The following is a 23,802-nucleotide window of genomic DNA, read 5'->3' as shown; positions in this document are numbered from 1 at the left end:
GGTTTTGTGCACAAAAAAAGCAAATGTAATGACTACAGAAATTTCATATATACCAGATTGTTTTATTGATGAGAATTACAATTTTAAGTCTCTCATTGCTGTACTTAAAGAGGCTTTTTCCAATCCAAGTATACAAGTGCCAATGCGTCATCACCACGATTTCACCAACCCCAAAGAGAACATAGATTCTACTTTATTGCTCATGCCCGCTTTTAATCCGGGGAAAGAGCTTGGGGTAAAAATAGCAACTGTAAGTCCTAATAATGGCAAATATGATCTACCTGCTATACAAGGCATGTATGTTTACATAGATGGTCATAAGGGTTCTATAAAGGCCATTTTGGAAGCAAAATCTTTAACGGCCAAAAGAACGGCGGCGGCATCTGCATTGGCTAGTAGTTTTCTTTCTAGAACAGATGCATCTTCCATGTTAATGTTGGGCACTGGAGCCTTATCTATAAATTTGATCAAAGCCCATAGTAGTGTTAGGCCTATAAAGAAGGTTTATGTGTGGGGACGTAATTTTGAAAAGGCCCAGAAAATATGTAATACCCTTATAGATGAGGCATTTGCTTGCGAAGCGATTAAAAATATAGAAGATATAATATCGGAAGTGGATATTGTTTCATCCGCAACTTTGTCTCCGGTACCGTTGGTCTATGGTAAATGGTTAAAGAAAGGGCAACATGTAGATTTGGTAGGGGCATATAAAAAAGATACCCGTGAAGCGGATGATGAGGCCATAAAAAGGTCGAGTGTTTTTCTGGACACTTATCAGGGTGGGTTAAAAGAAAGCGGCGATATTGTAATTCCGTTGGCAAAGGGCATTCTTTCTAAAGGGGATATCAAAGCCGATTTGTTCGAATTGTGCAATAAAACGAAAGCGGGTAGGGTTGCCAATAATGAGATTACACTGTTTAAATCTGTGGGCCATGCTTTGGAAGATTTGGCGGCCGCCTCCTATTTTTATGAATTATATCGAAACCAAGAGCATTAGTGTTCATGTTCTAAATTATATAAGAACCCCAGGAGCTTCTGTTTATCGAAGGTTTTTATGACCTATAGGTTTATTGCAAAAACGAATCTTTCTGATACCTATGAATAGGAACGTATTTCTGAATAATATGTGGGGTTATTTTTCGTAATGTTTCGCCGGTAACAGGGTGTAGTCCCGGGGCCGTAAAATATTCGATCGCGCCATCCTTGTTCTTTGCATACCAAACCAATGGTTTGCCATCTTCCGAAAAAAACCGATATGCCTGGGTAACCTTTACCTTTTTTAAATTCTTGAACCTAACCTCGTCCATTGGCTCTATTTGAGTGCCATAATCGGAATATGGGGCAATATTGCACGAAATTTTAATGTAGGTCGAATCTGCCCAGGTCATACAGGTTTGAAGGTTGTCGTTAAAAGAAATACGGTCTTTAAAAAACAAGGAGGCCCAGATCAATGCGATAAGGCCCATGCCTGTAAAGATCAAGATGATTCTTTTGCGCTTGCCATTTGCTTTTTTATCTAAAGTGGTATTGTCTGGTACAGAGTCATTTTCTAGCGCTTTGGGCGAAATAATTTCAGGGTTCTTTCGTATAAAATCGGCATAATCTTTATATCCCAAATATTGACATAGACAAGAAATGAGTTTTGGCTTTAGGTCTTCTTTTGGGCTTACGTCATTTTTATAATTGGTGTAGTAATCCCGTAAGGTACGCTCACTGATCTGATATTTATAGTCCTCTAGCAAAACATCTGAAAGATGCTGTGAAAGATGCGTTTTGGTGGTAGATCCAATCTCTTCTTTAGCCTTTTCGAATGCAAGCATTAAAATTTTGACTGACATATAACAGGTTGATTTTTAAGCTTAAAGCTACTATTAAAATGGAAATTCAATGGAATTTTTTTTCTGGAAATTCTTTTCCGCCCTTTCTCCATAAGGTGTGGTTTTATCTGTATTACTTTGATCACAAGAATGATGGTCACTATGCGTAGCTAACATAGTGTTTCTAGAACATCATTTTTACGGAAATCTATAATGCGGCCTGTATTCGGCCAAATGGAAAGTAGCCGAACGCTACCGCATTTGATTTCCACTTTCCACAAAAATAAGGGGTACTCCAAACTCTTTAGGGATTGGTAAAAATGAATCCGAGAGAATCTCGGACGGCCATCCCTGTATCAATTTTTAAGATAAAAATCATGAAAAAGGTAATATGGGCCGTAATGGCAATTGTTTTTAATTCTTTGTTGTTTTCTTGTTCTACAGATCCGATAGCCGCAACCGATAGTTTATATAATGTTAGGGCTACAGAAGGTGATGATCATGATCCACCAATACCACCACCAGAAGATATACCCGATGCATAGGGGTATTAATCATTAATTATTCATTAATTTGAGCCATACTATTAAGTATGGCTCATTTTTGGTTTTGGTTTAAATTTTGTGCTTTGAAAAATATTTTTGTTTTACTTTTTTTACTCTCGTTAACCGCATGTCATTTAAATAAAAAAAATAAAGAACCTAACAGTGCGGTGCAAGACAGCCTGCTGTTTCATTATAAAAATTCATTGTCGCGAGATTTGGAGCTTTCCAAAAGAAAACAGGAAATAGACAAAGCCTTTGTTTTGGTAAAAAAAATACCTGCAGATAGTCTATATGCCCAAATTCTATATAGAAAAAGTAACATTCACTTTGCTTTGGGGCAGTACGATAGTCTTCGTTTCTATAACAAGCTTTCTTTGGAACATTCATTAAGTACCAACAATTATAGAACGCTGTCGTATCAGTATTATCTAATGGGGTATTACTATTCCGAGGTTCTTCATATGAGCGACAGTGCCTTTTGTAATTATAACCTCTCCAAGAATTATTTTCTTAAAGTACAGGACAGTAGTAGGGTAGGTAAAAACCTTGTTATTCTCGGAACCATTCAAAAAAATCAGAACGACTATTTTGGCAGTAAGGAAACATTGACCGAGGCACTTCAATATTTAAACCCAGAAAACGACCAAGAGTTTATTGCCCGTTGTTATAATACCTTGGCCACAGATCATCGAAAGTTGTTTAATTACGAAGATGCGATCTCTTATTATACAAAGGCCATAGAAAATAGTGGCTCTAGCAATAATAAGTTTGCCTTTCAGAATAATTTGGCCACGGCGTATATGGATAACAGAGAATATGAAAAGGCCATTTCATTATTGGGTAAAATATCATCAGATTCTTTATTGGTAAAAGACCAAAAACTATATGCTAGGGTTTTAGATAACCTGGCTTATGCCAAATGGTTGTCGGGCGGTAGTATTACAGAGAGGGTGTTTGAAAAGCCTTTAAGAATACGGTCCGAAAACAAGGACAGTAGGGGTTTAATTGCCAGCTACACCCATTTAATGGAATACTATGGAGAAGGAAACCCCCAAAAATCAAAAGCCTATTACGACTCTGTGGTACGTTTGTCAAAAAAACTAAAAATACCAAGGGCCGAAAGAGATGTTTTAAAACATCTAATGGCTTTGGAACCGAACAATGTAAAGGTGCGCGACCGTTACGTGTTTTTACAAGACAGTCTTTACGAGCAAGAGTTACGGGTAAAGACACAATTTGCAAAGTATAAGTATGATGATAAGCTTAACCAAGAAGCAATACTGCGGTTGGAAAAAGAGAACACCGAAAGAAAATTGGAAGTTGCCCAGCAACGCAACCAAAAACTACTCTCTTATGGGGTGGCCGGTTTTTTAACAATGATATCCGGGTTTGGGATCTACTATTTTGTACAGCGATCCAGGCGGTTTAAACAGCAAAGCAAAACAGCAAAGTTAGAGGCCACTTATGAGACGGAGGCGGAACTGTCCAGAAAATTACACGACGATTTTGGCGGAAAACTCAACCATGCAATGTTGTTGCTACAGAATGGCGGAGCTACGGAGGAGGTGTTGAATTTGATGGATGTACTCTACAACCAAAGCCGTAATTTCTCTAGAAAGATCAACGATGTGGATACCGGCGCAAACTATAAACAAGTATTGTTGGGCATGATGGGTAACTACTGTAGCAATACAAAGTTGATCGTAACCGGAAGTACAGAGGTAGATTGGGCAAAAATATCGGCCTTAACAAAGAAAACATTGTACCGGGTGCTTCAAGAGTTAATGATCAATATGCAAAAACATAGTGGGGCAACTTTGGTCTCTATTTCTTTTGAGCAGGGGGCAAAAACATTAAAAGTAGACTATATGGATAACGGTGTAGGTGCTACAAAAGAAGAACTAAATGTAAAAAATGGTCTATGGAATACAGAAAAGCGTATTCTTGCCATTGGAGGAACTGTTATTTTTGATTCGAAGAAGGGCCATGGCTTTGAAGCCCAGATTGAAATATCGAATTAAATACTATCCATTATGTTCAAAAAAGTACTCATAGCCGAAGATTTTCAAGATACGAACAAAGGCATTGTAGATGCCTTGGAAACAAGGCTGCAAATTGAAACCATACAAGAAGAGCTTTATTGCGATACGGCCTTTAATAGGTTTAAATTGGCCTACGATAAAGGCGAACCGTTCGAGTTGTTGATTACCGATCTTTCTTTCAAGGAAACACATGTAAAAAGAAGGCTTACCTCTGGTAAAGAATTAATAGATGCCGTTAGGGGCGTAGATGAAAACTGTAAGGTGATCGTAAATTCTATGATAGATGACCCAGGTGAAATTAACCCGCTTTTTACCGACCAAAAAATAAACGGTTATGTGTGTAAGGGGCGCTACAGTCTAAACGAGCTGGTGAACGCCATTCATGAAGTATATCAAAATAGAACCTACGTGTCTCCTAATTTAAATTTAAACGCGGCCAATGCGGTACATGAAATGGACAAGTACGATCTTATGATTCTAAAAGATCTGGCCGAAGGGTATACAAAAAAGGAAATATCCGCAAGACTCAAAAAACAGAACATTTCGCCCAATAGCGAGAGTACCATAGATAAAAAAGTGAGTCGGTTGTTCGATGAATTTGGTGCCAAAAATACCCACCACCTTATCGCAAAACTTATTAAGCAGGGGAAACTATAGGTCGGTACCCCATCAGATTTATTTTACGATATATAAATTTCAATCCCTTACGGAAATCTGTAAGGGATTGTCGGTTAATGCCTTTAGGTTTGTGTAATAGTCAACATTAAAATTAACAATATGGCAGTTGAGCATTTACCGACAAAAGAAGTTCATTTGGGCATTAAGGGTGGCAACACGGGATGCGGTTTCGACACCACAAAAAATGCCGACCACTGGACCAACACGAATAGCCGGGTTACCTGTAAAAAGAATGGGTGTAGGAATTGATAGTTAACAATAAAAATAGATGTGTATGCAACTCCAGAGTCAATTAAAAGTTCTTGCGGAAAAAATTGAAAAGCTAAAAGAGAAAATAGATACGGAAGAATCAACTAAACATGCTTTTGTACTACCCTTTATAAATATATTGGGGTATGATACATTTGACCCTACAGAAGTGGTGCCAGAGTTTACGGCGGATCTTGGTTTAAAAAAAGGGGAAAAGGTAGATTATGCAATTTTTCAAAACGAGCAGCCGATTATTATTATCGAATGTAAAAACTGGAAAGAGAAACTAAATGCGCATAACTCACAATTGTTCCGTTATTTTCACACGACCAAAACCCGATTTGCTTTATTGACCAATGGAATAGAATATCGTTTTTATACAGATTTGGAAGCGACCAATAAAATGGATGAAAAACCTTTTCTGGAATTTGATATAACACAATTAAAAGAAAGTACAGTACATGAAATAGCTAAGTTTCATAAATCAAATTTTGATGTAAATAAAATAGTGAACACGGCTAGTTCATTAAAGTATACCAAAGAGATCAAAAAATTGATAGCTGAAGAATTGCAATCACCCTCTCATAATTTTGTAAAACTATTTGCCAATGAGGTTTATACGGGGCGTCTTACAGAAAAAGTAATGGCGGAATTTACAGATCTTGTTGGCAAGGCTTTTAACCAAACAATTAGCGAAAAGGTAAATGACCGTTTAAATGCGGCATTGAACAAAGAGTCCGAAAATCAGCAGGAAGAACTCCAAGAACCGGAGGAAATAAGCAAAATACAAACAACGGAAGAAGAGATGGAGGGTTTTCGGATTGTAGTTGCCATTTTAAGGCGGAAGTTGCCGGTAGAAAGAATCGCACATAGAGATACTCAATCCTATTTCGGAATTTTATTGGACGATAACAACAGAAAGCCTTTGTGCAGACTTCACTTTAATGGAGGGACTAAATATTTAGGATTGATAAAAGAAGATAAAACAGAGGACAGGAGACCCCTAAAAGTTCTGGAAGATTTGTATCAATTTGAGAAGGAGTTATTGAAAACTGTGGATTACTATGAAAAATAGTAGATAATAAATGGTTTTTTACAGGAGTAATTGTCGTTTGAATTCGGAATGATTTTGAATCGTTTAATTTATTCAAATAGAGTTTTTTAAGTATTATCAATTTTTTTATTTTGACATTACGGATATCTGTAAGGAATTGTTTTTTGTTCATTTTAATTTTGGAACAAATTACAGTAAAGCACTATATAACCATTAATTGTATTAGTTCTTAGGGCCAACTTATTGAAGAGGTGTTCGGGGGAAGGCTAATTTGATAAGCTTGGCCCATTTTTTATGACTTCGCGATTCAGATAATCCTAATCTTATAATAAATGAAACAATTAAAACTTTTTGTACTTGTATTAATCTTATTCTTTCCTAAGAAAAATAATGCTCAAGATAATGGAGCCGCAGTTGCCGGGGCCGTGGGTGCTTTGGTAGGTGTTGGAGCGGGTATTGCAGCGGTGGAGCAAATGAAAGAACGAGCAGAATTAACAGCCACAGAATGGTTATTGGCAAATAACCCTGAGATGACCAGTTTTTCATTAAAAACCTTAGATTTTGATGGTAAAAAGCTAAAGGATATGTCGTCCACTTCTGTAATAACGTTTAAGATACAAGAGTTTGTGCCTATGGACAATCCGATCTTGGATGGTAAAAAACAGGTGTTACTCGGTTTTACCAGTTATGGGTGGATCAATGAATATGGTATTGATTTTTCTAAAATAAAATGGTTTTTGGTAGATCAACAAGAATGGACCAAAATGATGGTTGCTTATGTTGGTGCCGCTTCGGGAAAAGAAGATAGATCTACTGTGCAGGCCACTCTTGAAAAAGGAAAAATAGTAAACAAAGGAGTGAAGGTTAAAAGTAAAATGACAATACCATTTTACAAGCTTTCCGGAGATATGTATGTAGTAAAGGACTACTCTGACGAAATGAAATTTATATATAACGAAAGGTCTTTGGGGATTTTCTTAAAAGAAACCAATGATTTGGTCCAGATAAAACGTGGTAGCTTAATTGATATACACGAGTTCTTCTTTGAAGATTAGACGGTGTATGAAGTAAATAGGGATGCAGTTTAAATCTATATCGGTTATAAACGGTTCATTGTAAATAATCTTAGGTTTTTATTGCACCTTTATTTACTTCCACCCAAAATTTAGATATACCGGTAAATGATCCGATAGGTCTCTCGCCATTTGCAGGTTGCCACAGTCTCTAATAAAATCGATGACATTGCTTTCTTTTTTTAAGATCTCTTTAGGGTAAAAAATATTATCAATGGCATGGTTGCGATAATCTTGTCCGTCGCAAGATTTTTTTAAAGTCGTTTTTTGATCGGCAATGGCAGCAGTGTATCCATTTTTCTTAAAAGTGTCGAATATGGGGTCGGCCTCGTTTACATTAAAATCACCGGCCAGTATCATCGGGGTTGTACTATTGGTTATCAGATAATCGGTTAGGGCTGTAATTTCTGGCCTAGGTTCTTTGCTATGTGGTCTTGAGTGAAAATTGACTATGGTAAATCTTTTGTTTTCAACAAAAAAGTCCAGTAAAAAAGGTTCCCTGTCTATTACCGTTTTTAGTTCCGATAGCAATCGCCCCCTGTTCTTTATTTTTATATGTTTGGTTTTCCAGATAAACGCATAACGTTCGGTAGCATATTTAGGACTTTCGGTGGGGTCGCTGATCACATAATCCCATTTGGCTCCCTTTCTGTTCAATAGATCCGATAACTTGGCAACGGCCTGTGCGCCCCCATAACCGGCTACCACTTCTTGTATGGCCACAATATCGGCATCCCTTACCAGTTCGGCAATTTGCTCTAACTCTGCGTTATTTTTTGTCTTTCCAAAATCTTGAATGTTCCATGATATAAGACGAATGTCTTTTTGCTGTGAATAAGAGCTAAAGGAGAATAGCAGAAGTATTAATAAAACTACTTTTTTAAGCATGTGGTTGTTTTTGGTAAAATGCAAATCTATATAAAGTTGTGCGTACGGTCTTACGTAAAACCGTAAGGTCAAATAGGCTATGGGTATATTAAGAGGTTCGGCCCATTAAGCTTTCCATGACTTTCATTACCAATAACCCTTCTTCGGCCGAACAGGGGTTTTCGGCCTTTCCCACAAAGTAATCTACGGTGGCCCGTATCATGGGTTCTTGTATATGTTTCGGATTTTTGAACGAGAATGTTTCGTTGCCTTTTTGGCTAGTAAGATGTACCTGGTCCCCAAAAAAGGAAAAAGCAATAGAGCCCTTGGTACCGTAAATGGTACATTGTTCTGTATTGTTAAAGGGTGGTGAGTTAAAATTCCAGAGTCCCCTAAACTGTACCCCATTCTTAAATTGCACAATACCGTTTACGATATCCTCTACCTTTGTATGGTGTCCGGAGGGTTGCGAAAACCCAACACTTTCTTGTACAGGACCAAAATAGTGGTACATCAGGTCTATTTGATGCGGGGCCAAGTCATAAAAATAGCCGCCTCCGGAAATTTCCGGGTTCAAGCGCCAATTAGCTTCAGATGCTGCGACAATGTCCGTTTTTCTTGATTGTAACAGCTGTATGTCCACATGGGTGACGGTACCTATTTTCTTTTGTTCTAAAAGGGTCTTTACTTTTAGAAAGGCCGGTAATTTTCTTCGGTAATGGGCTACTGTGAGCTTTCCCTTGTTTGCCGCCACGGCATTACGGATTTTTTTGGCCTGCATGGCATCCAAGGCCATGGGTTTTTCTAAATACACATGTTTCCCTTGGTTCAAGGCCCGTAATGCATAGTCTAAGTGGGTAGATGGCGGGGTAGCGATATAAACAGCATTGATGTCCTCGTTTAGCAATATATCATCGGCATTGTCCGTCCAATGGGGTACGTTGTGGCGTTGGGCAAAATCCCTTGCTTTTTCGCCGTTCCGTCTCATGACCGATTGTAGGGAGGAATGCTCTATACGCTGAAAAGCCGGGCCACTTTTTATTTCGGCCACATCACCACAACCAATAATACCCCAGTTGATTTTGTCCATAACCTTTGTTGAAATAGGGAATATTGGAATTAGCTATTCTTTATTCGCTTTCCTTTTTTCTATAATGGATTCGAGCTTTTTCTTGTTGACGCCAAAAATGCCATTTTTCTCTACATCGTCCATAAACGTGTTAATGTATTTTTGGTCGAGCGCATCGCTATCCCCATATTTTTTTCTCATGGCCTCCAACTCTTTGTGCAATTTTTCCCGAACGTCGGCATATGCGGGATCGTCATACACGTTCTTAAGTTCTTTGGGGTCTTTTTTGCGGTCGATCAACTCCCAATAATCTTGGTCAAAATAGTAATGGATCAGTTTGTATTCTTTGCTTAGGATCGCGTAGTGCCTGTTGACCATATGCTCTGCAGGATATTCGTAGTAGTGGTAGTACACCGCCTCACGGTTCCAATCTTCCATTTTTCCCGTTAAAATGGGAAGCAGGCTTTCTCCTTGCATATCGGCGGGTTGCTCTACACCGGCCGCTTCCAAAAATGTTTGGGCAAAATCTAAATTTTGCACCATCTCATCGGAGGTTGATCCGGGAGCGACTTTTTGGGGCCATGCCACCAATAGAGGAGTCTTAAAAGATTCGTCGTATACAAAGCGTTTGTCGAACCACCCATGCTCGCCTAAATAAAAACCTTGGTCAGAGGTATATACGATAATAGTGTTTTCCATTAAATCGTTTTCCTCTAAATAATCTAGTACCCTACCCACATTTTCATCTACAGATTTAATGGTGCCCAAATAATCTTGCATGTAACGTTGATAACGCCACCGCATCTTGTCCTCTTCACTTAAAGAAGGGTAGTTGTTTTTAAAATCCGCATTGACTTTATCGTAAGACGATTTAAAATTGGCAAACTGCACGGAATCCATCCTCCCTACTGAATATTCAAAACGTAATTTATCGATACCTATTTCCGGTTCGTTCATGGCATCTATCGTTTCGGGGTAGATCTTGTTATCGCCTGTCCAGCTGAGGTGTTTTAAAATGCTCATTTCGGCTTCTTCCGCAGCCGGTCTGGTGGCATAATCGTCAAAAAGTGTGGCGGGTTCGCGAAAGGTTCTGTTGGTAAACTCTTCCATATGGCGTTCTGCCATCAACCAAGATCGGTGCGGCGCTTTGTGCAGGTACATTAACAGAAAGGGATCTTCGGGGTTTCGTTCTTTCTCTAACCAATCCAAGGTCATATCGGTAATGATATCGGTTACGTATCCCTTAACGTTTATTTTGCCTTCGTTCTTGGTAATAAAGTCCGGATTGTAATAAGCGCCCTGTCCGGGTAAGATCTTGAACTGGTCAAATCCTTTGGGGTTGTTTCCAAAATGCAGTTTTCCGAACATGGCCGTTTGGTAGCCTGCTTTTTTAAGTATTTGGGGGAAGGTAACATTGGTCGTATCAAAGGGGAAATGGTTGTCTATTTTTCCGTTGATATGGGAGTGTTTTCCAGTGAGGATCACCGCTCTGGATGGTGCGCAGATCGAGTTGGTAACACTGGCATTGGTGAAGAGCATCCCCATTTTTGCGATTCGGTCAATATTGGGAGTTTCTATCAAACTGGTATCATATGCCGAAATAGCTTGGTACGCATGGTCGTCCGACATAATAAAGACAATATTGGGTCTTTTTGAGGCGACTGCTTCTTTTTCTTTTTTAGGGTTGCAGCTAACTAGAAGACAAGCGGTTATTGCTAAAACACAGATGATGTTTTTCATAAATGGTAAAAGGTTGGTTATTTAAGTGAATCAAGATACATAAAATAGGGCAATTTTGCCAAGTAGGGTAGAGATCAATACTAATAGATCGGTGTGTTTTGGTCTCCTCTATTTTTACACAATATTTTTGATGCGGATTCTTCTTTATAAAGGGAAACCATCTCTTAAAAGTGCAATTATCTGAGGGTCGATATTTCTATTTTGTGTCTATAAATGGAATGAGATTTGGTATTTATGTTCATGGAATTCGAAAATATGGATATCTTAAATTATTTTTGATCAAAAATTATACGGATGGCTTCAGGATTTTTTGCAATTCTAGACGATATAGCAACACTGTTGGACGATGTTGCGACCATGAGTAAAGTAGCGACCAAAAAAACAGCGGGCATCCTGGGGGATGATTTGGCCGTTAACGCAGAAAAGGCATCCGGTTTTGTATCGCAACGAGAGCTACCCGTATTGTGGGCGATCACCAAAGGGTCTCTTTTGAATAAATTGATAATTCTTCCCATCGCTTTTTTGCTAAGTGCCTTTTTGCCTTGGGCGGTGACCGTAATATTGGTTCTTGGGGGGCTCTATCTTGCTTTTGAAGGGGCAGAAAAAATATATGAGTTCTTTGTGCCGCACGAGCATGCGCATACAATCTCTGCGGAAAAACCGATGACCAAGGCCGAGATTTTAGAAATGGAAAAGGTAAAAGTGAAATCGGCCATCGTTACCGATTTTATTTTGTCTATAGAAATTGTGATTATAGCCTTGGGCACTGTGCTAGAGCAACCATTGGTTAATCAGATCATAGTGGTAAGTATAATAGCTCTATTGGCAACAGTGGGGGTATATGGTATTGTGGCACTAATTGTACGGATGGATGAATTTGGACTTCGGTTGATCAATCTTAACGACGAGGACGACAGCATCTCCGATAAAATCGGAAAGTTCTTTGTAAGCGCCCTGCCAAAGGTAATAAAGGCACTGTCGGTTATTGGAACCATAGCCTTGTTATTGGTCTCTGGCGGAATTTTTGTCCATAACATCCATTTTATACATGATCTGTTTCCCCAGGTACCAAGTATATTATTGGAGTTTGGGGTAGGTTTGATCGTAGGTTTCTTGGTGCTTTTGGTATACAAGGGAATTAAAAAATTGTTTTAGTTCCGGTAGTCATCCTTTAATAGCACTATGTTTCTATAAAATGATAGGAAAGGAGTTTGCCATCCCACAACTTTGACAGTGTAGGTCTGACCAATATTTAATTTGTCTTGATATTCGGCACTGTTGAATTTGAGATACAATAAACTATTTCTGTTTTCTAAAATTTCTTCTTCTGAATAAACCAAAAACTTACTATTTATATTATCTCCGTCACCTTTAATGACTCTTTCTTTGTCTAGAATAGTTATTTCAATGGTTTCTTCACTCATTTTGTAGACTACTATATTAATTGTAGTAAGTAATAAAAGAATGATTAGAAAAGATTTATAAGGATTTCTCCTTTTTGTAAATAATTGTCTCATTGAGTATAATGTTTAAATTCTATGGGACAATTTAAAATGGACAATTGTGATTTAATTACAGAATTCTGTAACGGTCATATTTAAAAATTAAAATTCAACTTTATTAAGTTTTTGTAAATAACTTATGATATTGTTGAGTTTTTTATACTTTGATTTGGAAAAATAGTGAATCACATGAAGAACTTTTGGGACAAAAGATACGGATCGGAATCATATGCCTATGGGTTGCTCCCCAATGCCTTTTTTAAGTCGGAATTGGATAAGCTACCAGGCGATGCGGTATTGTTTGCGGCAGAAGGGGAAGGTAGAAATGCCGTTTATGCCCTGCAACAGGGCTGGCATGTAGAAGCTTTTGATTATAGTGTTTCGGCAAAGAATAAAGCCGAGAAGTATGCTCAAAGCCTAGGGTTCGATATTAATTTTAAGGTCGCCGATGTTTTGGAGTTTCATACAGAAACAAAATTTGATGTCCTAGTCTTGTGTTATGCCCATTTTCCGATAGAAATCAGGGAAAGGGCACATCGGCATTTACTTACCTTTTTAAAGCCCAATGGCACCGTAATTTTCGAGGCCTTCTCAAAGGCGCAGCTCGGTAGGTCGTCTGGCGGACCAAAGAGCGAAGAAATGCTTTTTTCGATATCTGAAGTACGTAGCGAGTTTAAAGGCCTGCGATTTGATTTTTTGGAAGAGACCGAAATCCATTTGGAAGAAGGTGAGTTTCATCAGGGGGAAGCTTCCGTAATTCGGTTCGTGGGTACAAAGGCTTCGATTACCGGTTAGTATGTGCTTTATGGATACTGGCGGTAGATTACCGTAGGTAATCTGCAGGCCAACGCCTTTCATTTCTCATCGATGGCGCTATTTGTAGGGCCTACAACTTTGGGTGTGTTCGTACCTCTTTTCATTGTAAATACCAATTTCAAAAAATAACATCTTTGTCGTTGTCCCATACGAAAAGAGAGGATAGTGCATATGGGTTTATTGTAAAGTTCAATACCTTTATAAGGTGTGGTAAAGGGGGTAAATAATTGAAAAACATGACCTTTATCACATACCTTGTTTTTTTTGAAATATTTCCTCGGTATGTAACCTGGGTTACTTTTAAGAAGTATCTGATGCCTACTTTTGTAGACATAATTGAACATTGAAAAGAATTTAGATTATGGAAGACATGCTTTTCTACGACCGAATGCAGTTTGCGTTCACCATAACGTTCCATTATTTGTTTCCCCAGTTGACGATGGGGCTTTCGTTAATGATCGTCTATTTTAAATGGAAGTTTCTTCGAACCCAGGTAGAAAGTTACAATAATGCGGCAAAGTTTTGGATGAAGATATTTGCCTTAAACTTTGCTATGGGCGTGGTAACGGGTATTCCCATGGAATTTCAGTTTGGGACCAACTGGGCCAAATTTTCAGAATTAACAGGGGGTATCATTGGTCAGACCCTCGCCATGGAAGGTATGTTTTCGTTCTTTTTAGAGTCCTCGTTTTTAGGACTCTTTCTTTTTGGTGAAAAATTGATGGGTCAAAAACTCCATTTTCTAACAGGCTTTTTGGTCTTTTTAGGTTCGTGGGCCAGTGGTTTCTTGATCATTGCTACACACTCGTGGATGCAAAACCCCGTTGGTTATGAAATACTGGAAAACGGAAAGTTCGTACTCAATAATTTTTCGGCCCTTTTTGGTAACCCATGGTTATGGCCTTCATACCTGCACAACCAATTGGCCTCTGTAGTCACCTCCTCGTTTGTGGTTGCCGGTATCGGGGCTTTTTATCTTTTGAACAATAAGCATAGCGAATACGGAAAGCTCTTTGTAAAAACGGGTGTTGTTTTTGGGTTGGTATCGTCGGTTCTGGTCGCTTTCCCAACAGGGGACTGGACCGCCAAGAACGTTGTAAAACACCAACCGGTCACATTTGCGGCCATGGAAGGTATTTTTGAAACAGAGGACGGTGGATCTGAAATTGTATTGATCGGTCAGCCCGATATGGAAAATAAAAAACTGGACAACAAAATAGCGGTGCCCAATATTCTTAGCTTTTTAACCTATCAAAAATGGGATGCACAGATAAAAGGCCTTAACGAGTTCGATGAAGAGAATTACCCTACCAATATACCCGGCCTATATTATGGGTATCATATTATGGTAGGGCTCGGTACTATTTTTATAGCCCTAATGATATTGGCGGGCGTTCTGTTATGGCGTAAAAAATTATATAAGACCAAATGGGTGCTGTGGGCCATTATGTTTATGTTGCCCTTTCCGTATATCGCCAATACCACGGGCTGGTACACGGCAGAGCTGGGGCGCCAACCTTGGTTGGTCTATAACCTATTGAGAACATCGGAAGGGGCATCCCCGACCGTTTCTTCCGGTAATACCCTGTTTACCCTGTTAGGTTTTGTGGGGCTGTATCTTTTGCTGGGGATGCTGTTTTTAATATTGGTAGGAAAAATTATCAAAAAAGGACCTGAAATAGTAAAACTATAAATTATGGAGTTGTTCTGGTACGTAGTATTAATGGGAATGTTGGCCATGTATGTTATTTTAGATGGCTATGACTTTGGTGCAGGTATTATACATTTGTTTTTTGCGAAGTCTGAGAAGGACAAAAAAGCGATTACCAATGCCATTGGTCCTTTTTGGGACGCCAATGAGGTGTGGCTAATTGCCGCAGGGGGAGTGTTGTTTTTTGCTTTCCCCACCTTGTATGCCTCCTCTTTTAGCGGTTTTTACCTGCCGTTGATCATGATATTGTGGCTTTTGATATTCAGGGCCATTGGCCTAGAGCTAAGGGGTCAGTACCACAATGCCATGTGGCAATCTATATGGGACAAGGCCTTTGGCATCGCCAGCCTACTTTTGGCACTGTTCTTTGGTGTGGCCCTGGGTAACGTAGTACGCGGTGTAAATTTAGGAATGGTAGAAAATGGAGTGTCGGCACACGAGGCCCACTATTTCTTCTTGCCCTTATGGAACCCTACTTTTAGTCCCACGGCAGAGCACTTGGGTATTATAGATTGGTTTACGTTGTTATTGGGGATAATAAGCGTATTGGCATTGATTATTCATGGAGCCAACTGGATTATCTACAAAACAAATTCCGGTCTAAACCAAAAGCTGAAAGACGTTATTTTTAAATTGAACTTTGCGCTGTTGGCCCTTGTGATAATATCACTTTTGGTGTGGCATGTTATTGAGCCCAAACCGTTTCATAATTTTATAGAAACACCTTGGTTATGGATATTTCCGGTAATAACCTTTACAGGGCTGTTTGGATTGTTCAATGTAAAAAGATGGAAAAAGGACGGATACGGATTTTTGTTTTCTTCCCTCTTTTTGGCAGGAGGCTTTGCCTCAACGGCGGCATCTATATTTCCGAACGTATTGCCTTCTACGAACAATGTAAATCCGTCTTTAACGATCTATAATGTAGCTGCGCACGAGTATGGCCTTTCGGTGGGGATGAACTGGTTTTTTATCGCCCTGTTCTTGGTCGCCGTGTATATGGTGGTACAGTACAGAATATTCAAAGGAAAAATGGACGATGTTGGCTACGGTGAACATTAAAAAATTAAAAGCCCCCATAGCAGTACTGCTATAGGGGCTTTGGCTAGAGTTGATATCGCCTTTTAAAATCTATATCCTACACCGAATCCGATCAGTAAAGGATTTATATCTACATCGGCACCCACGGTTGCACCCAAGGCAGAGGTAGCATCTACGGTAGCATCGGTACTCAAGAAAATTTTCTTAAGGTCTACGTTCAAGAACCATTTGTCGTTTAGGTTGTAATCCAATCCGGCCTGTAACGCAAAACCTACGCTGTTATCGTAATCCACGTCATCGGCAACGGGGCCTTCTTTGGCACTGTAAAAAATAGTGTAGTTGACACCGGCACCTACATAAGGCTTAAAGTCGCCACCGGTAAAATGGTATTGTAAGGTTAGGGTAGGAGGCAATAGCCATACAGAACCCAGGTCTATATCACCGGCCGCGGTATCGGTCGCCTCTACATCGTGTTTGGTAGTACCTAAAATTAACTCTGCGGCAATGTTTTTGGTAAAGAAATAGGTGATATCCAGCTCAGGGATTACAGAGGTAGAAATATCCACGTCTCCACCAATTGCTTCGATCGTTGCACTCTCGTCAGGTGCCACCACAACCCCTCTTAATCTAACCTGCCACTTGCTATAGCTGTCATAGTCCATTTTTTGGTCGTCTTGCGCATTCATGCAAAAAGGAACGGCTAGGGCCACAAGAAAGCCCGCTACTATTTTTTTCATTGTAATCATGTTTAAGTATAATAATGCTCAAAAGTATTTCTTAGGGGGAAGCATTTTTATGAAATAAATCATGTTTTATGGGTTAATTTTTTGGTTATAAGAGAAATGAAAGTACAAGGTGTTTTATGGGAAAGAAAGGGGGAATTAACTGTCCCCCTGAGGACGCCATAGCGTAAGCTATGGGTGAGATGGCGCGCTGGCAAAGCACCTCAAGAGGTGCTTTTCAGGGGTGTTTTTTAAGGGAAGAATGAAAGGCTTGTGAGAGTGGGATAGCCAGTTATTTCTTTTTATCTTCTAATGTATTCATTTTTGAATCTGTACTGTATGGAACTTTTCCGGACGGAACAACTTTTCTGGTTGCATCCAAATGTGTTTCTTGATCATCAAAGAAGATATGTGCGCCAAATGCTTTTAGAATTTTGTCTTTAGAAAGCCCCCCTAAAAAATGAGCTTCATCAACATAAACTCCCCATTTTCTCAAAGTTTTTATAACTCTCATATGGGACGGTGCATTTCTAGCAGTCACAATAGATAATCTCAAAGGTGTAAGTTCAATTGTTGTTGGTAAATGCTCTTGGATTTTTGAAAGTTTTATTAACAATTTAGCGAACGGACCCTCTTTTAATGGTTCGTCTTCGTGTTCAGATTCGTATTTATGAAAGGCTTCCATACCTTCTGTCTTGTATCTATATTCAGAATCTTCGGAAAATAAAACGGCATCTGCATCAAAAGCTATTTTTACTCTGTTATCATTTGGGTCAAATTCAGTTGGAGGATCATAAATTGTAGCTGCAGCTGACGCTCTTGAATCGATAACTGTTTGTACATCTGTATCGTCTTTTGAAAGAAACAAATCTATGTCATAAGCTTCAATATATGGGGCAAGAGGTTCACCTCCAGATAAAGCAACTCTAGTAATGTCTAAACTATGTTTATTAATCGAGTTCAACATTCTAACTCCGGTTTCGGGGCTATTTCTAGACATTACGACAACTTCTACAATTCTTTTGTCCGCTTGATTGTTTAATTCAAGTAAACTTTTTACTAATACGAAAGCAGTTCCAGGCTTGAGAGGTTCGTTCTCTCTTTCTTGTTGGTATTTTCTATATCCTTTGATTCCTTCTTTTTCGAATACAGCATTTTCGTCTTCTAAGTCAAAAAGTGCTCTTGAGGAAACTCCTATCACCAATATATTTGAAAAATCTACAGGCATTTCGTTTGGTTTAAATTATTTAAAAGCATTAATGTTATTAACAGTAGAAACATGCCGTTGTTTGTTTAAAACTTATACACAACCAATCTTATATAATCTATTATGGAACATGTTTTAGGGCTTTTTGATCGACTCTAAAGATTACTTAATGCGCCGATTTCAGTTTTAAAAATCCATCTCAATGAATTGTAACCTTTGTTACCATAATATGTTTTAGTTTTAGAATTACCAGGCGTAAATCACAAGTAAAATTACTGACACAAAAAAGGATAATAAGCAAGTTATAAAAGTCGATAAGATAAGTACATAATAAATTTTGCCGGTATGGAATTCATCCTGTCCTTTGTCTAATTTTTTCTTGCCTTTTGCTTTGTTTTGAATTTTCTTTCCAAGAATGTAATAGTCAATTGTCAATAAGGAAATGCAAATTACTCCACTTAAAATAGATAATAATAAAATACAAAGGAGGGTGCGGTATAGGCAAATATTGTAGGGTTGTGGGTCGGATAAGGTTGCAAGAACCATAATAAAAGAAGAACCTAGTAGAATAATATGATTTATAGTCTGGGGTAAGGTTCTATTTGTTACCTCGTTTTGAATTCTAAATCCTTTTTTGAGAAGCTCTCTTCGTCTTTTTTTACTCATAATATGATCAATAAGATGCAGGTGTTTTAAATATATATGACAACAATCCCATGACTCTATAAACTCTTTCGCTTCTTTATATTTAGGTTTAAAAAGCTTTAGCTGCAAAAAGCCACTTACAATATAAAAGTTCTCATCCATATTTTCTTATGGAAAGACGTAAACGGAACCTAGTTTAAGGCACGAGCGTGACGCTCGCCTAGAGGGGAGATATTTTATTCGACATATTGATTGTATCTTTCTGCAAATTCCTCAGAGTACTTTTCATTACTGGATAAAAAAACTTCAAAAACTCCAGAGTTGCTTTTGAAGGTCAATTCTCCATAGCGTGCTATTGGAATTTTGTAATTGTTTTTAAACCTTCTATCCGGTGTTCCGTCTTTATTTACTTTTGCCCAAGTTTCTCCAACGATTTTACTGTCATTTGGTATTTTCTCAGTTTCTAGAAAGTTCATTGGGCCATAAGTTATATCCAATTCATCAAGTTCAATGAGTCCAAAATTATCCTTGTTGTCAAATAGTGCGGCAAAACCGGGATAAATATAAATATTACTTCCATTTTGATTTTGAAAACACATTGCCTCGTAAACAGAATTTAGAAAAGGTATTTTCTGGTAGCTAATTTTTGTTGGCTTACGTTCTATACTTCTATTGGCTGAAGACCTATTGTCCTCGTTTGGGACCGCGCTAGTCATATCCCAAATGATTGATGACTTTAATAAATTATCAAATGCAAGTTTTAGTTTTAGATACTTTTCGTCGAGAACTCTATCCATGTGAATTTCTATATCGATATGGCATTCTGCAACTTGCTTTTTTAAATTAGCTAGGTATTCCTTTTTCTCTGAATAGTCGTTGTCGAACCATTTTATTAAAAACCCAATTAAAAATACTTTTGAGAATATTCTTAAAATATTTGAATTTTGAACTTTTTTTTCAAGTTGTGAAATTTCTTTTTTAATTGCAGCCATTTCTTTGTTTGCAGCAACCAATGTTTCTTTTAACTCTACTAAACCTTGCGTAGTAACTTCTGAAGCATTTTTGCTTTTAATTTCACCTCTTAAGTTTTCGGGTAGAAAATAATTTTCATTTTTGAAGGATTCATTAAAGGATTTTTCAGGAGTTGATTTGTTTGAGTTCCAATCGGATATTTTTTTTCTGTCATAAATTCCTGTTCCAGGTATTCCTGTGTTTAAATATGCGCCATCTTTATTTATGTTAACGTTAAACCCTTTAATTCCCATTGTTGTGCTTATTCCTTTGGCGCTAAAGTTCACATAGAACCCAGGAAATATTTTTTGTCTTCGTCTAAATTTTAATCCCATAATTTCTATCATTTTTAATGATAATTATCTATAGGTATATAAATGCCTATATCTCTTTAGTCGGTTGTAAAACAATAGTTTAGGCTACCCAAATACTCCCCCAAGATAAAAATCCCTGCCATTATTTTCTTACAGAAAAGCGTAATACAGATAAAAGAATTTATGTTAAGTACCTGTTTTTAGGTCTTGTGTAGGTTGCCATGTATAAGCCCCTGCCTTATGTAACAAAAGTTGCTGTACGGGTGGGCTAGAATAATGAATTTTACAGTATTAGAACAGGTGTCTCTAAATGGCAAACACTGTTGTAGAGGTGCTGTTGTCACAAACAAACTCCAATCAAAATGACAAAAATAGTTATACTCGGTGCAGGGATCGCTGGTCACGTAGCGGCTGCACATTTACGAAGAAAATTACCGAAAAAACATGAGGTCTTGGTGGTTTCCCCCAATAGCAACTACCAATGGATTCCATCTAATATTTGGGTGGGGATCGGAAGAATGAAATCTGAACAGATCTTGTTTCCCTTGCCCCCGCTCTATAAAAAGAAGGGCATTGGTTATAAACAGGCCAAGGTGACTACCTTTCACCCCGAGGGCGATGCCGAAACCCCAAAACCCTACGTAAACGTGGAGTATGTGGTGGGCGAGCATAAGGGCCAAACCGAAAAGGTGACCTACGACTACCTTATAAATGCCACCGGACCCAAACTGGCCTTTGATATGACCGAGGGGTTGAACCCCGGCACCAACAAAGCCTATTCGGTCTGTACCTATACCCATGCCGAGCATGCATGGCACGCCCTTAACACCTTGATCCAAGAAATGAAACAGGGCAAAAAAGCCAAAATATTAATAGGCACGGGCCACGCAAAATCTACCTGCCAAGGTGCCGCCTTCGAATATATCTTAAATGTAGAGAAAGAGCTTCGCAGACATGGGGTACGCGATATGGCCGAGGTTACGTGGATCGCCAACGAACACCAATTGGGCGATTTTGGTATGGATGGTATGCTCATGAGCTACGGCAACAACATCATGAAATCTAGCGAGATGGTAGAGATGGTGTTCGAAGACCGCGGCATTAAATGGATTTTAGGTGCCGGGGTGAACAAGATAGAGGACGGCGTGGCACATTACGAGACCCTTGATGGCGAGTTCCATACCAAGACCTACGATTTTGCCATGTTGATTCCCGCTTTCTCTGGGCATGGCTTTAAGGCGTATGACAAGGACAATAACGATATTACCAAAAAACTGTTTAAGGGCTTTATGATCGTAGATGCCGATTACACCCCCAAACCCTATGAGGAATGGAGCGTGCAAGATTGGCCAGAAACCTATCAGAACCCTACGTACGAGAATATATTTGCGCCGGGTATTGCCTTTGCACCCCCACATGCGATTTCTAAACCCCGGACCAGCAAAAACGGAACGCCCATATCACCGACACCGCCACGTACGGGAATGCCCTCGGGTATTACCGCCAAATTGGTGGCCGATAATATCATAGATATGATCAATGGCAAAAAAGACCTGCACCACAAAGGCTCTATGGGGAATATGGGCGCTGCCTGTATTGCCTCTGCCGGTTATGGTATGACCCAAGGCAGCGGGGTGAGCATTACCACCTTTCCCATTGTGCCCGACTACAACAAGTATCCCGATACCCAAGGCCGAAAATTGGGCAAGACCTTTGGTTCTATTGGTTTGGCAGGCCACTGGTTAAAACTGGCCCTGCACTACGCCTTTATTTACAAAGCGAAGATGAAACCCTTCTGGTGGTTGATACCGGAATAATTAGGACTACAGTATAGGAGCGAAAGGATAAACCCAAAAATCTAAAGAAATGACACGTAGAATATCAAAAACAAAGCGGTTTTTTATGCAGAACCCCATCATACAATTTTTTAAGTTCATTTGGTTGAGCATTAAAATTTTGGTAATCGTGGCCGGTGGCCATGGGGGCACCAGAAACGTAAACGGACAATGACGGTAAAAACAATAGTGATCATAGTGATCGGTGTGCTGCTCGGTGGGGCGGTAGGCTATCTATACTATGCTGAAATAGGTTGTTTGAGCGGTACCTGCCCCATTACATCCAAACCTCTTAACAGTACATTGTACGGTGGGGTCGTAGGTGGATTGCTGTTTCATACGTTCGTGAAACAAAAGAAAAAATAAACGCTTTGTAGTTCCATTTTAATAGTTGGTTTGTGAAAGGCACTTCTGTGATGGGAAGTGCCTTTTTTGTGCTTTGTTTCTCTGTAACATTGGTTACTGTGTAGGCCGTTTTATGAATCTAACTTTGTGGCAAATAAATGAATGCGATGAAGTATAAGTTAATAGGTCTATTGTTTTTCATCTTTTATGCGGGATTCGCCCAAGTGGTGAAACCGATCAGTAAAGAAGAAGTGTTGTCTAAAGTGACAGAAAACAACAATACGCTAAAAATTGCCCAACAAGAGGTGTTGGCGGCAAAAGGCGATTATAACCAGACGAATGCGGTGCTATTGCCCAATATTAGTGTTTCACATACGGGTATCGCCACGACCAACCCCCTAATGGCCTTTGGTTCTAAATTGAACCAAGAAATTTTAACGGCGGCCGATTTTAACCCCGACCTGTTGAACGATCCCCGTCAGATCGAGGATTATGCCACCCGTGTAGAGGTGCAACAACCCTTATTGAATTTTGACGGTATTTTTCAGCGTAAGGCGGCCAAGGCCAAATGGACGGCCACCGAGCTACAGTCCGAACGGATGCAAGAGTACCTGGTCTTGGAGGTAGAGAAAGCCTACATGCAATTGCAGCTCGCCTATAAAACGGTAGAGGTGTTGGAGAAGGCCCTGGAAACCGCCCAGGAGAACAAACGTATTGCCGATAACAGCTTTGCACAGGGCTACCTGCAAAAATCGGACGTGTTGGCGGTGCAGGTACGGGTTACCGAGATAGAGAACCAATTGCAATATGCCAAAAGTAATGTGTTGAACGCCAGTAATTACTTGTCGGTATTGATGAACGACGATACCGATGGGGTGTTGCAACCTACCGATTCCCTGGTTGTTTTTCAGGAAGCCATACAGCAAACGGACCTATCGGAAAACAGAAAGGATATTAGGGCGATGAACGCCGCTACCGAAGCCTACCGGCAAATGCACAAAGCGGACCAAATGGCTTTTTTGCCTAGGTTGAATGCCTTTGGTACCTACGAACTTCACGACGATGAGGTTTTTCAGGGCGATGCCAACGGATACCTCTTTGGTGCGGAACTTAAATGGAACCTTTTTGAGGGTAGCAAGCGTTTTGGAAAATCGCAAAAGAGCAAGGCGGAATACAACAAGTCGAAACTGGAACTGGAACAATACAAATCGGAAAGCGAGCTGGAGCTGAACAAAGCGAAGCGGGGCTTGCAAGATGCGAAGAACAAACTGGAACTTACCAAATTGGCCTTGGAGCAATCGGAGGAGTCGTTGCGCATACGCACCAACAGGTTTGAACAAGGTTTGGAGAAAACGACCGACCTGTTGATGGCCGAGACACAGTTTTCACAAAAACAACTGGAATATTACGCCACAATTTTTCAGTACAACTACGCCCTGGCCTATGTTCAATTTTTAACGAAAGAATAAAGGGTTAAGGCAACAGAAAAAAGGTTCAATTAAACATAACAATCAGCTTT

At 39.4% G+C, this 23,802-nt stretch carries 24 protein-coding genes; 15 read left to right on the top strand and 9 right to left on the bottom strand.

Going from position 1 to position 23,802, the window contains the following annotated elements; translation table 11 throughout:
• Nucleotides 1-28 precede the first annotated feature (28 nt).
• Complete coding sequence (locus AB657_RS10935) at nt 29-997, top strand: ornithine cyclodeaminase family protein (RefSeq protein ID WP_047246520.1); 969 nt, start codon at nt 29-31, stop codon at nt 995-997.
• Nucleotides 998-1,067: 70 nt separating this feature from the next.
• Here AB657_RS10935 and AB657_RS10930 read toward each other — a convergent pair whose 3' ends face one another.
• Nucleotides 1,068-1,838 (bottom strand): hypothetical protein, encoded by a 771-nt coding sequence (locus tag AB657_RS10930; RefSeq protein WP_047246519.1) that lies wholly within the window; start codon nt 1,836-1,838, stop codon nt 1,068-1,070.
• 356 nt (nt 1,839-2,194) lie between these two features.
• Between AB657_RS10930 and AB657_RS17985 the strand changes: the two genes are divergently transcribed.
• The 6 genes from AB657_RS17985 (at nt 2,195) to AB657_RS10910 (ending at nt 7,440) form a co-directional block, all read left to right on the top strand.
• Nucleotides 2,195-2,362 (top strand): hypothetical protein, encoded by a 168-nt coding sequence (locus AB657_RS17985; protein WP_157491686.1) that lies wholly within the window; start codon nt 2,195-2,197, stop codon nt 2,360-2,362.
• A gap of 83 nt (nt 2,363-2,445) precedes the next feature.
• Complete coding sequence (locus tag AB657_RS10925) at nt 2,446-4,383, top strand: tetratricopeptide repeat-containing sensor histidine kinase (RefSeq protein ID WP_198146901.1); 1,938 nt, start codon at nt 2,446-2,448, stop codon at nt 4,381-4,383.
• A 12-nt stretch (nt 4,384-4,395) separates the two neighbouring features.
• Nucleotides 4,396-5,061, top strand: coding sequence for a DNA-binding response regulator (locus AB657_RS10920; RefSeq protein WP_047246517.1), 666 nt, complete (start codon nt 4,396-4,398; stop codon nt 5,059-5,061).
• A gap of 120 nt (nt 5,062-5,181) precedes the next feature.
• The gene (locus tag AB657_RS18075) at nt 5,182-5,331 is read left to right on the top strand and encodes a hypothetical protein (protein ID WP_198146900.1); all 150 of its coding nucleotides are present in this window, start codon (nt 5,182-5,184) and stop codon (nt 5,329-5,331) included.
• A gap of 25 nt (nt 5,332-5,356) precedes the next feature.
• Nucleotides 5,357-6,406: a type I restriction endonuclease gene (locus AB657_RS10915; RefSeq protein WP_047246516.1), complete on the top strand. Its 1,050-nt coding sequence runs from the start codon at nt 5,357-5,359 to the stop codon at nt 6,404-6,406.
• 311 nt (nt 6,407-6,717) lie between these two features.
• A complete protein-coding gene (locus AB657_RS10910) occupies nt 6,718-7,440 on the top strand; it encodes a hypothetical protein (RefSeq protein ID WP_047246515.1) in 723 nt (240 codons plus the stop codon).
• A gap of 93 nt (nt 7,441-7,533) precedes the next feature.
• On the opposite strand, the gene AB657_RS10905 is transcribed toward AB657_RS10910, so the two are convergent.
• The 3 genes from AB657_RS10905 to AB657_RS10895 all read right to left on the bottom strand — a co-directional run bounded on the left by AB657_RS10905 (nt 7,534) and on the right by AB657_RS10895 (nt 11,134).
• Nucleotides 7,534-8,346: an endonuclease/exonuclease/phosphatase family protein gene (locus AB657_RS10905; protein WP_047246514.1), complete on the bottom strand. Its 813-nt coding sequence runs from the start codon at nt 8,344-8,346 to the stop codon at nt 7,534-7,536.
• Nucleotides 8,347-8,434: 88 nt separating this feature from the next.
• Nucleotides 8,435-9,415 carry a Gfo/Idh/MocA family protein gene (locus AB657_RS10900; RefSeq protein WP_047246513.1) on the bottom strand — a complete coding sequence of 327 codons (981 nt, stop codon included), beginning with the start codon at nt 9,413-9,415 and terminating at the stop codon, nt 8,435-8,437.
• 33 nt (nt 9,416-9,448) lie between these two features.
• Nucleotides 9,449-11,134, bottom strand: a complete 1,686-nt coding sequence (locus tag AB657_RS10895) for a sulfatase family protein (RefSeq protein ID WP_047246512.1) — start codon at nt 11,132-11,134, stop codon at nt 9,449-9,451.
• A 294-nt stretch (nt 11,135-11,428) separates the two neighbouring features.
• Between AB657_RS10895 and AB657_RS10890 the strand changes: the two genes are divergently transcribed.
• Nucleotides 11,429-12,289: a DUF808 domain-containing protein gene (locus AB657_RS10890; RefSeq protein ID WP_047246511.1), complete on the top strand. Its 861-nt coding sequence runs from the start codon at nt 11,429-11,431 to the stop codon at nt 12,287-12,289.
• On the opposite strand, the gene AB657_RS10885 is transcribed toward AB657_RS10890, so the two are convergent.
• Nucleotides 12,286-12,651 carry a hypothetical protein gene (locus AB657_RS10885; RefSeq protein WP_157491684.1) on the bottom strand — a complete coding sequence of 122 codons (366 nt, stop codon included), beginning with the start codon at nt 12,649-12,651 and terminating at the stop codon, nt 12,286-12,288. The two genes, AB657_RS10890 and AB657_RS10885, sit on opposite strands and share 4 nt — an antisense overlap.
• Nucleotides 12,652-12,825: 174 nt before the next feature.
• Between AB657_RS10885 and AB657_RS10880 the strand changes: the two genes are divergently transcribed.
• The 3 genes from AB657_RS10880 (at nt 12,826) to cydB (ending at nt 16,225) form a co-directional block, all read left to right on the top strand.
• Nucleotides 12,826-13,431 (top strand): class I SAM-dependent methyltransferase, encoded by a 606-nt coding sequence (locus AB657_RS10880; protein WP_047246509.1) that lies wholly within the window; start codon nt 12,826-12,828, stop codon nt 13,429-13,431.
• 382 nt (nt 13,432-13,813) lie between these two features.
• Complete coding sequence (locus AB657_RS10870; protein WP_047246507.1) at nt 13,814-15,145, top strand: cytochrome ubiquinol oxidase subunit I; 1,332 nt, start codon at nt 13,814-13,816, stop codon at nt 15,143-15,145.
• A 3-nt stretch (nt 15,146-15,148) separates the two neighbouring features.
• Nucleotides 15,149-16,225: a cytochrome d ubiquinol oxidase subunit II gene (gene cydB / locus AB657_RS10865; protein ID WP_047246506.1), complete on the top strand. Its 1,077-nt coding sequence runs from the start codon at nt 15,149-15,151 to the stop codon at nt 16,223-16,225.
• Nucleotides 16,226-16,287: 62 nt separating this feature from the next.
• On the opposite strand, the gene AB657_RS10860 is transcribed toward cydB, so the two are convergent.
• The 4 genes from AB657_RS10860 to AB657_RS10845 all read right to left on the bottom strand — a co-directional run bounded on the left by AB657_RS10860 (nt 16,288) and on the right by AB657_RS10845 (nt 20,136).
• A complete protein-coding gene (locus AB657_RS10860; protein WP_084696418.1) occupies nt 16,288-16,941 on the bottom strand; it encodes an OmpW/AlkL family protein in 654 nt (217 codons plus the stop codon).
• Between the two features lie 277 nt (nt 16,942-17,218).
• The gene (locus tag AB657_RS10855) at nt 17,219-18,154 is read right to left on the bottom strand and encodes a 5'-nucleotidase (protein ID WP_047246505.1); all 936 of its coding nucleotides are present in this window, start codon (nt 18,152-18,154) and stop codon (nt 17,219-17,221) included.
• 225 nt (nt 18,155-18,379) lie between these two features.
• Entirely contained in the window at nt 18,380-18,940 is a 561-nt protein-coding gene (locus tag AB657_RS10850) for a hypothetical protein (RefSeq protein ID WP_047246504.1), read from the bottom strand.
• A 74-nt stretch (nt 18,941-19,014) separates the two neighbouring features.
• A complete protein-coding gene (locus tag AB657_RS10845; protein ID WP_047246503.1) occupies nt 19,015-20,136 on the bottom strand; it encodes a DUF4236 domain-containing protein in 1,122 nt (373 codons plus the stop codon).
• Between the two features lie 329 nt (nt 20,137-20,465).
• Between AB657_RS10845 and AB657_RS10840 the strand changes: the two genes are divergently transcribed.
• From AB657_RS10840 to AB657_RS10835, 4 genes are all read left to right on the top strand, one after another.
• Complete coding sequence (locus tag AB657_RS10840; RefSeq protein WP_047246502.1) at nt 20,466-21,920, top strand: NAD(P)/FAD-dependent oxidoreductase; 1,455 nt, start codon at nt 20,466-20,468, stop codon at nt 21,918-21,920.
• A 49-nt stretch (nt 21,921-21,969) separates the two neighbouring features.
• Nucleotides 21,970-22,113 carry a hypothetical protein gene (locus tag AB657_RS17980; RefSeq protein WP_157491682.1) on the top strand — a complete coding sequence of 48 codons (144 nt, stop codon included), beginning with the start codon at nt 21,970-21,972 and terminating at the stop codon, nt 22,111-22,113.
• Complete coding sequence (locus AB657_RS17865; protein WP_084696417.1) at nt 22,110-22,304, top strand: DUF6132 family protein; 195 nt, start codon at nt 22,110-22,112, stop codon at nt 22,302-22,304. Before AB657_RS17980 ends, AB657_RS17865 begins: the two co-directional genes overlap by 4 nt.
• Before the next feature lie 146 nt (nt 22,305-22,450).
• Nucleotides 22,451-23,752 carry a TolC family protein gene (locus tag AB657_RS10835; RefSeq protein WP_047246501.1) on the top strand — a complete coding sequence of 434 codons (1,302 nt, stop codon included), beginning with the start codon at nt 22,451-22,453 and terminating at the stop codon, nt 23,750-23,752.
• The last annotated feature ends 50 nt before the right edge of the window (nt 23,753-23,802 follow it).

It is taken from the genome of Maribacter thermophilus (assembly GCF_001020565.1).
Classification (GTDB): Bacteria; Bacteroidota; Bacteroidia; order Flavobacteriales; family Flavobacteriaceae; genus Maribacter; species Maribacter thermophilus.
Note: the sequence above shows the minus strand (reverse complement) of the source record. Positions and strands in the feature narration are given on the sequence as shown.

What these genes read in the sequence shown, in the direction of transcription:
- AB657_RS10935 (WP_047246520.1), top strand. Translation starts at nt 29, where the DNA reads ATGACTACAGAAATTTCATATATACCAGATTGTTTTATTGATGAGAAT.
- AB657_RS10930 (WP_047246519.1), bottom strand. Translation starts at nt 1,838, where the DNA reads ATGTCAGTCAAAATTTTAATGCTTGCATTCGAAAAGGCTAAAGAAGAG.
- AB657_RS17985 (WP_157491686.1), top strand. Translation starts at nt 2,195, where the DNA reads ATGAAAAAGGTAATATGGGCCGTAATGGCAATTGTTTTTAATTCTTTG.
- AB657_RS10920 (WP_047246517.1), top strand. Translation starts at nt 4,396, where the DNA reads ATGTTCAAAAAAGTACTCATAGCCGAAGATTTTCAAGATACGAACAAA.
- AB657_RS18075 (WP_198146900.1), top strand. Translation starts at nt 5,182, where the DNA reads ATGGCAGTTGAGCATTTACCGACAAAAGAAGTTCATTTGGGCATTAAG.
- AB657_RS10915 (WP_047246516.1), top strand. Translation starts at nt 5,357, where the DNA reads ATGCAACTCCAGAGTCAATTAAAAGTTCTTGCGGAAAAAATTGAAAAG.
- AB657_RS10910 (WP_047246515.1), top strand. Translation starts at nt 6,718, where the DNA reads ATGAAACAATTAAAACTTTTTGTACTTGTATTAATCTTATTCTTTCCT.
- AB657_RS10905 (WP_047246514.1), bottom strand. Translation starts at nt 8,346, where the DNA reads ATGCTTAAAAAAGTAGTTTTATTAATACTTCTGCTATTCTCCTTTAGC.
- AB657_RS10900 (WP_047246513.1), bottom strand. Translation starts at nt 9,415, where the DNA reads ATGGACAAAATCAACTGGGGTATTATTGGTTGTGGTGATGTGGCCGAA.
- AB657_RS10895 (WP_047246512.1), bottom strand. Translation starts at nt 11,134, where the DNA reads ATGAAAAACATCATCTGTGTTTTAGCAATAACCGCTTGTCTTCTAGTT.
- AB657_RS10890 (WP_047246511.1), top strand. Translation starts at nt 11,429, where the DNA reads ATGGCTTCAGGATTTTTTGCAATTCTAGACGATATAGCAACACTGTTG.
- AB657_RS10885 (WP_157491684.1), bottom strand. Translation starts at nt 12,651, where the DNA reads ATGAGACAATTATTTACAAAAAGGAGAAATCCTTATAAATCTTTTCTA.
- AB657_RS10880 (WP_047246509.1), top strand. Translation starts at nt 12,826, where the DNA reads ATGAAGAACTTTTGGGACAAAAGATACGGATCGGAATCATATGCCTAT.
- AB657_RS10870 (WP_047246507.1), top strand. Translation starts at nt 13,814, where the DNA reads ATGGAAGACATGCTTTTCTACGACCGAATGCAGTTTGCGTTCACCATA.
- cydB (WP_047246506.1), top strand. Translation starts at nt 15,149, where the DNA reads ATGGAGTTGTTCTGGTACGTAGTATTAATGGGAATGTTGGCCATGTAT.
- AB657_RS10860 (WP_084696418.1), bottom strand. Translation starts at nt 16,941, where the DNA reads ATGAAAAAAATAGTAGCGGGCTTTCTTGTGGCCCTAGCCGTTCCTTTT.
- AB657_RS10855 (WP_047246505.1), bottom strand. Translation starts at nt 18,154, where the DNA reads ATGCCTGTAGATTTTTCAAATATATTGGTGATAGGAGTTTCCTCAAGA.
- AB657_RS10850 (WP_047246504.1), bottom strand. Translation starts at nt 18,940, where the DNA reads ATGGATGAGAACTTTTATATTGTAAGTGGCTTTTTGCAGCTAAAGCTT.
- AB657_RS10845 (WP_047246503.1), bottom strand. Translation starts at nt 20,136, where the DNA reads ATGATAGAAATTATGGGATTAAAATTTAGACGAAGACAAAAAATATTT.
- AB657_RS10840 (WP_047246502.1), top strand. Translation starts at nt 20,466, where the DNA reads ATGACAAAAATAGTTATACTCGGTGCAGGGATCGCTGGTCACGTAGCG.
- AB657_RS17980 (WP_157491682.1), top strand. Translation starts at nt 21,970, where the DNA reads ATGACACGTAGAATATCAAAAACAAAGCGGTTTTTTATGCAGAACCCC.
- AB657_RS17865 (WP_084696417.1), top strand. Translation starts at nt 22,110, where the DNA reads ATGACGGTAAAAACAATAGTGATCATAGTGATCGGTGTGCTGCTCGGT.
- AB657_RS10835 (WP_047246501.1), top strand. Translation starts at nt 22,451, where the DNA reads ATGAAGTATAAGTTAATAGGTCTATTGTTTTTCATCTTTTATGCGGGA.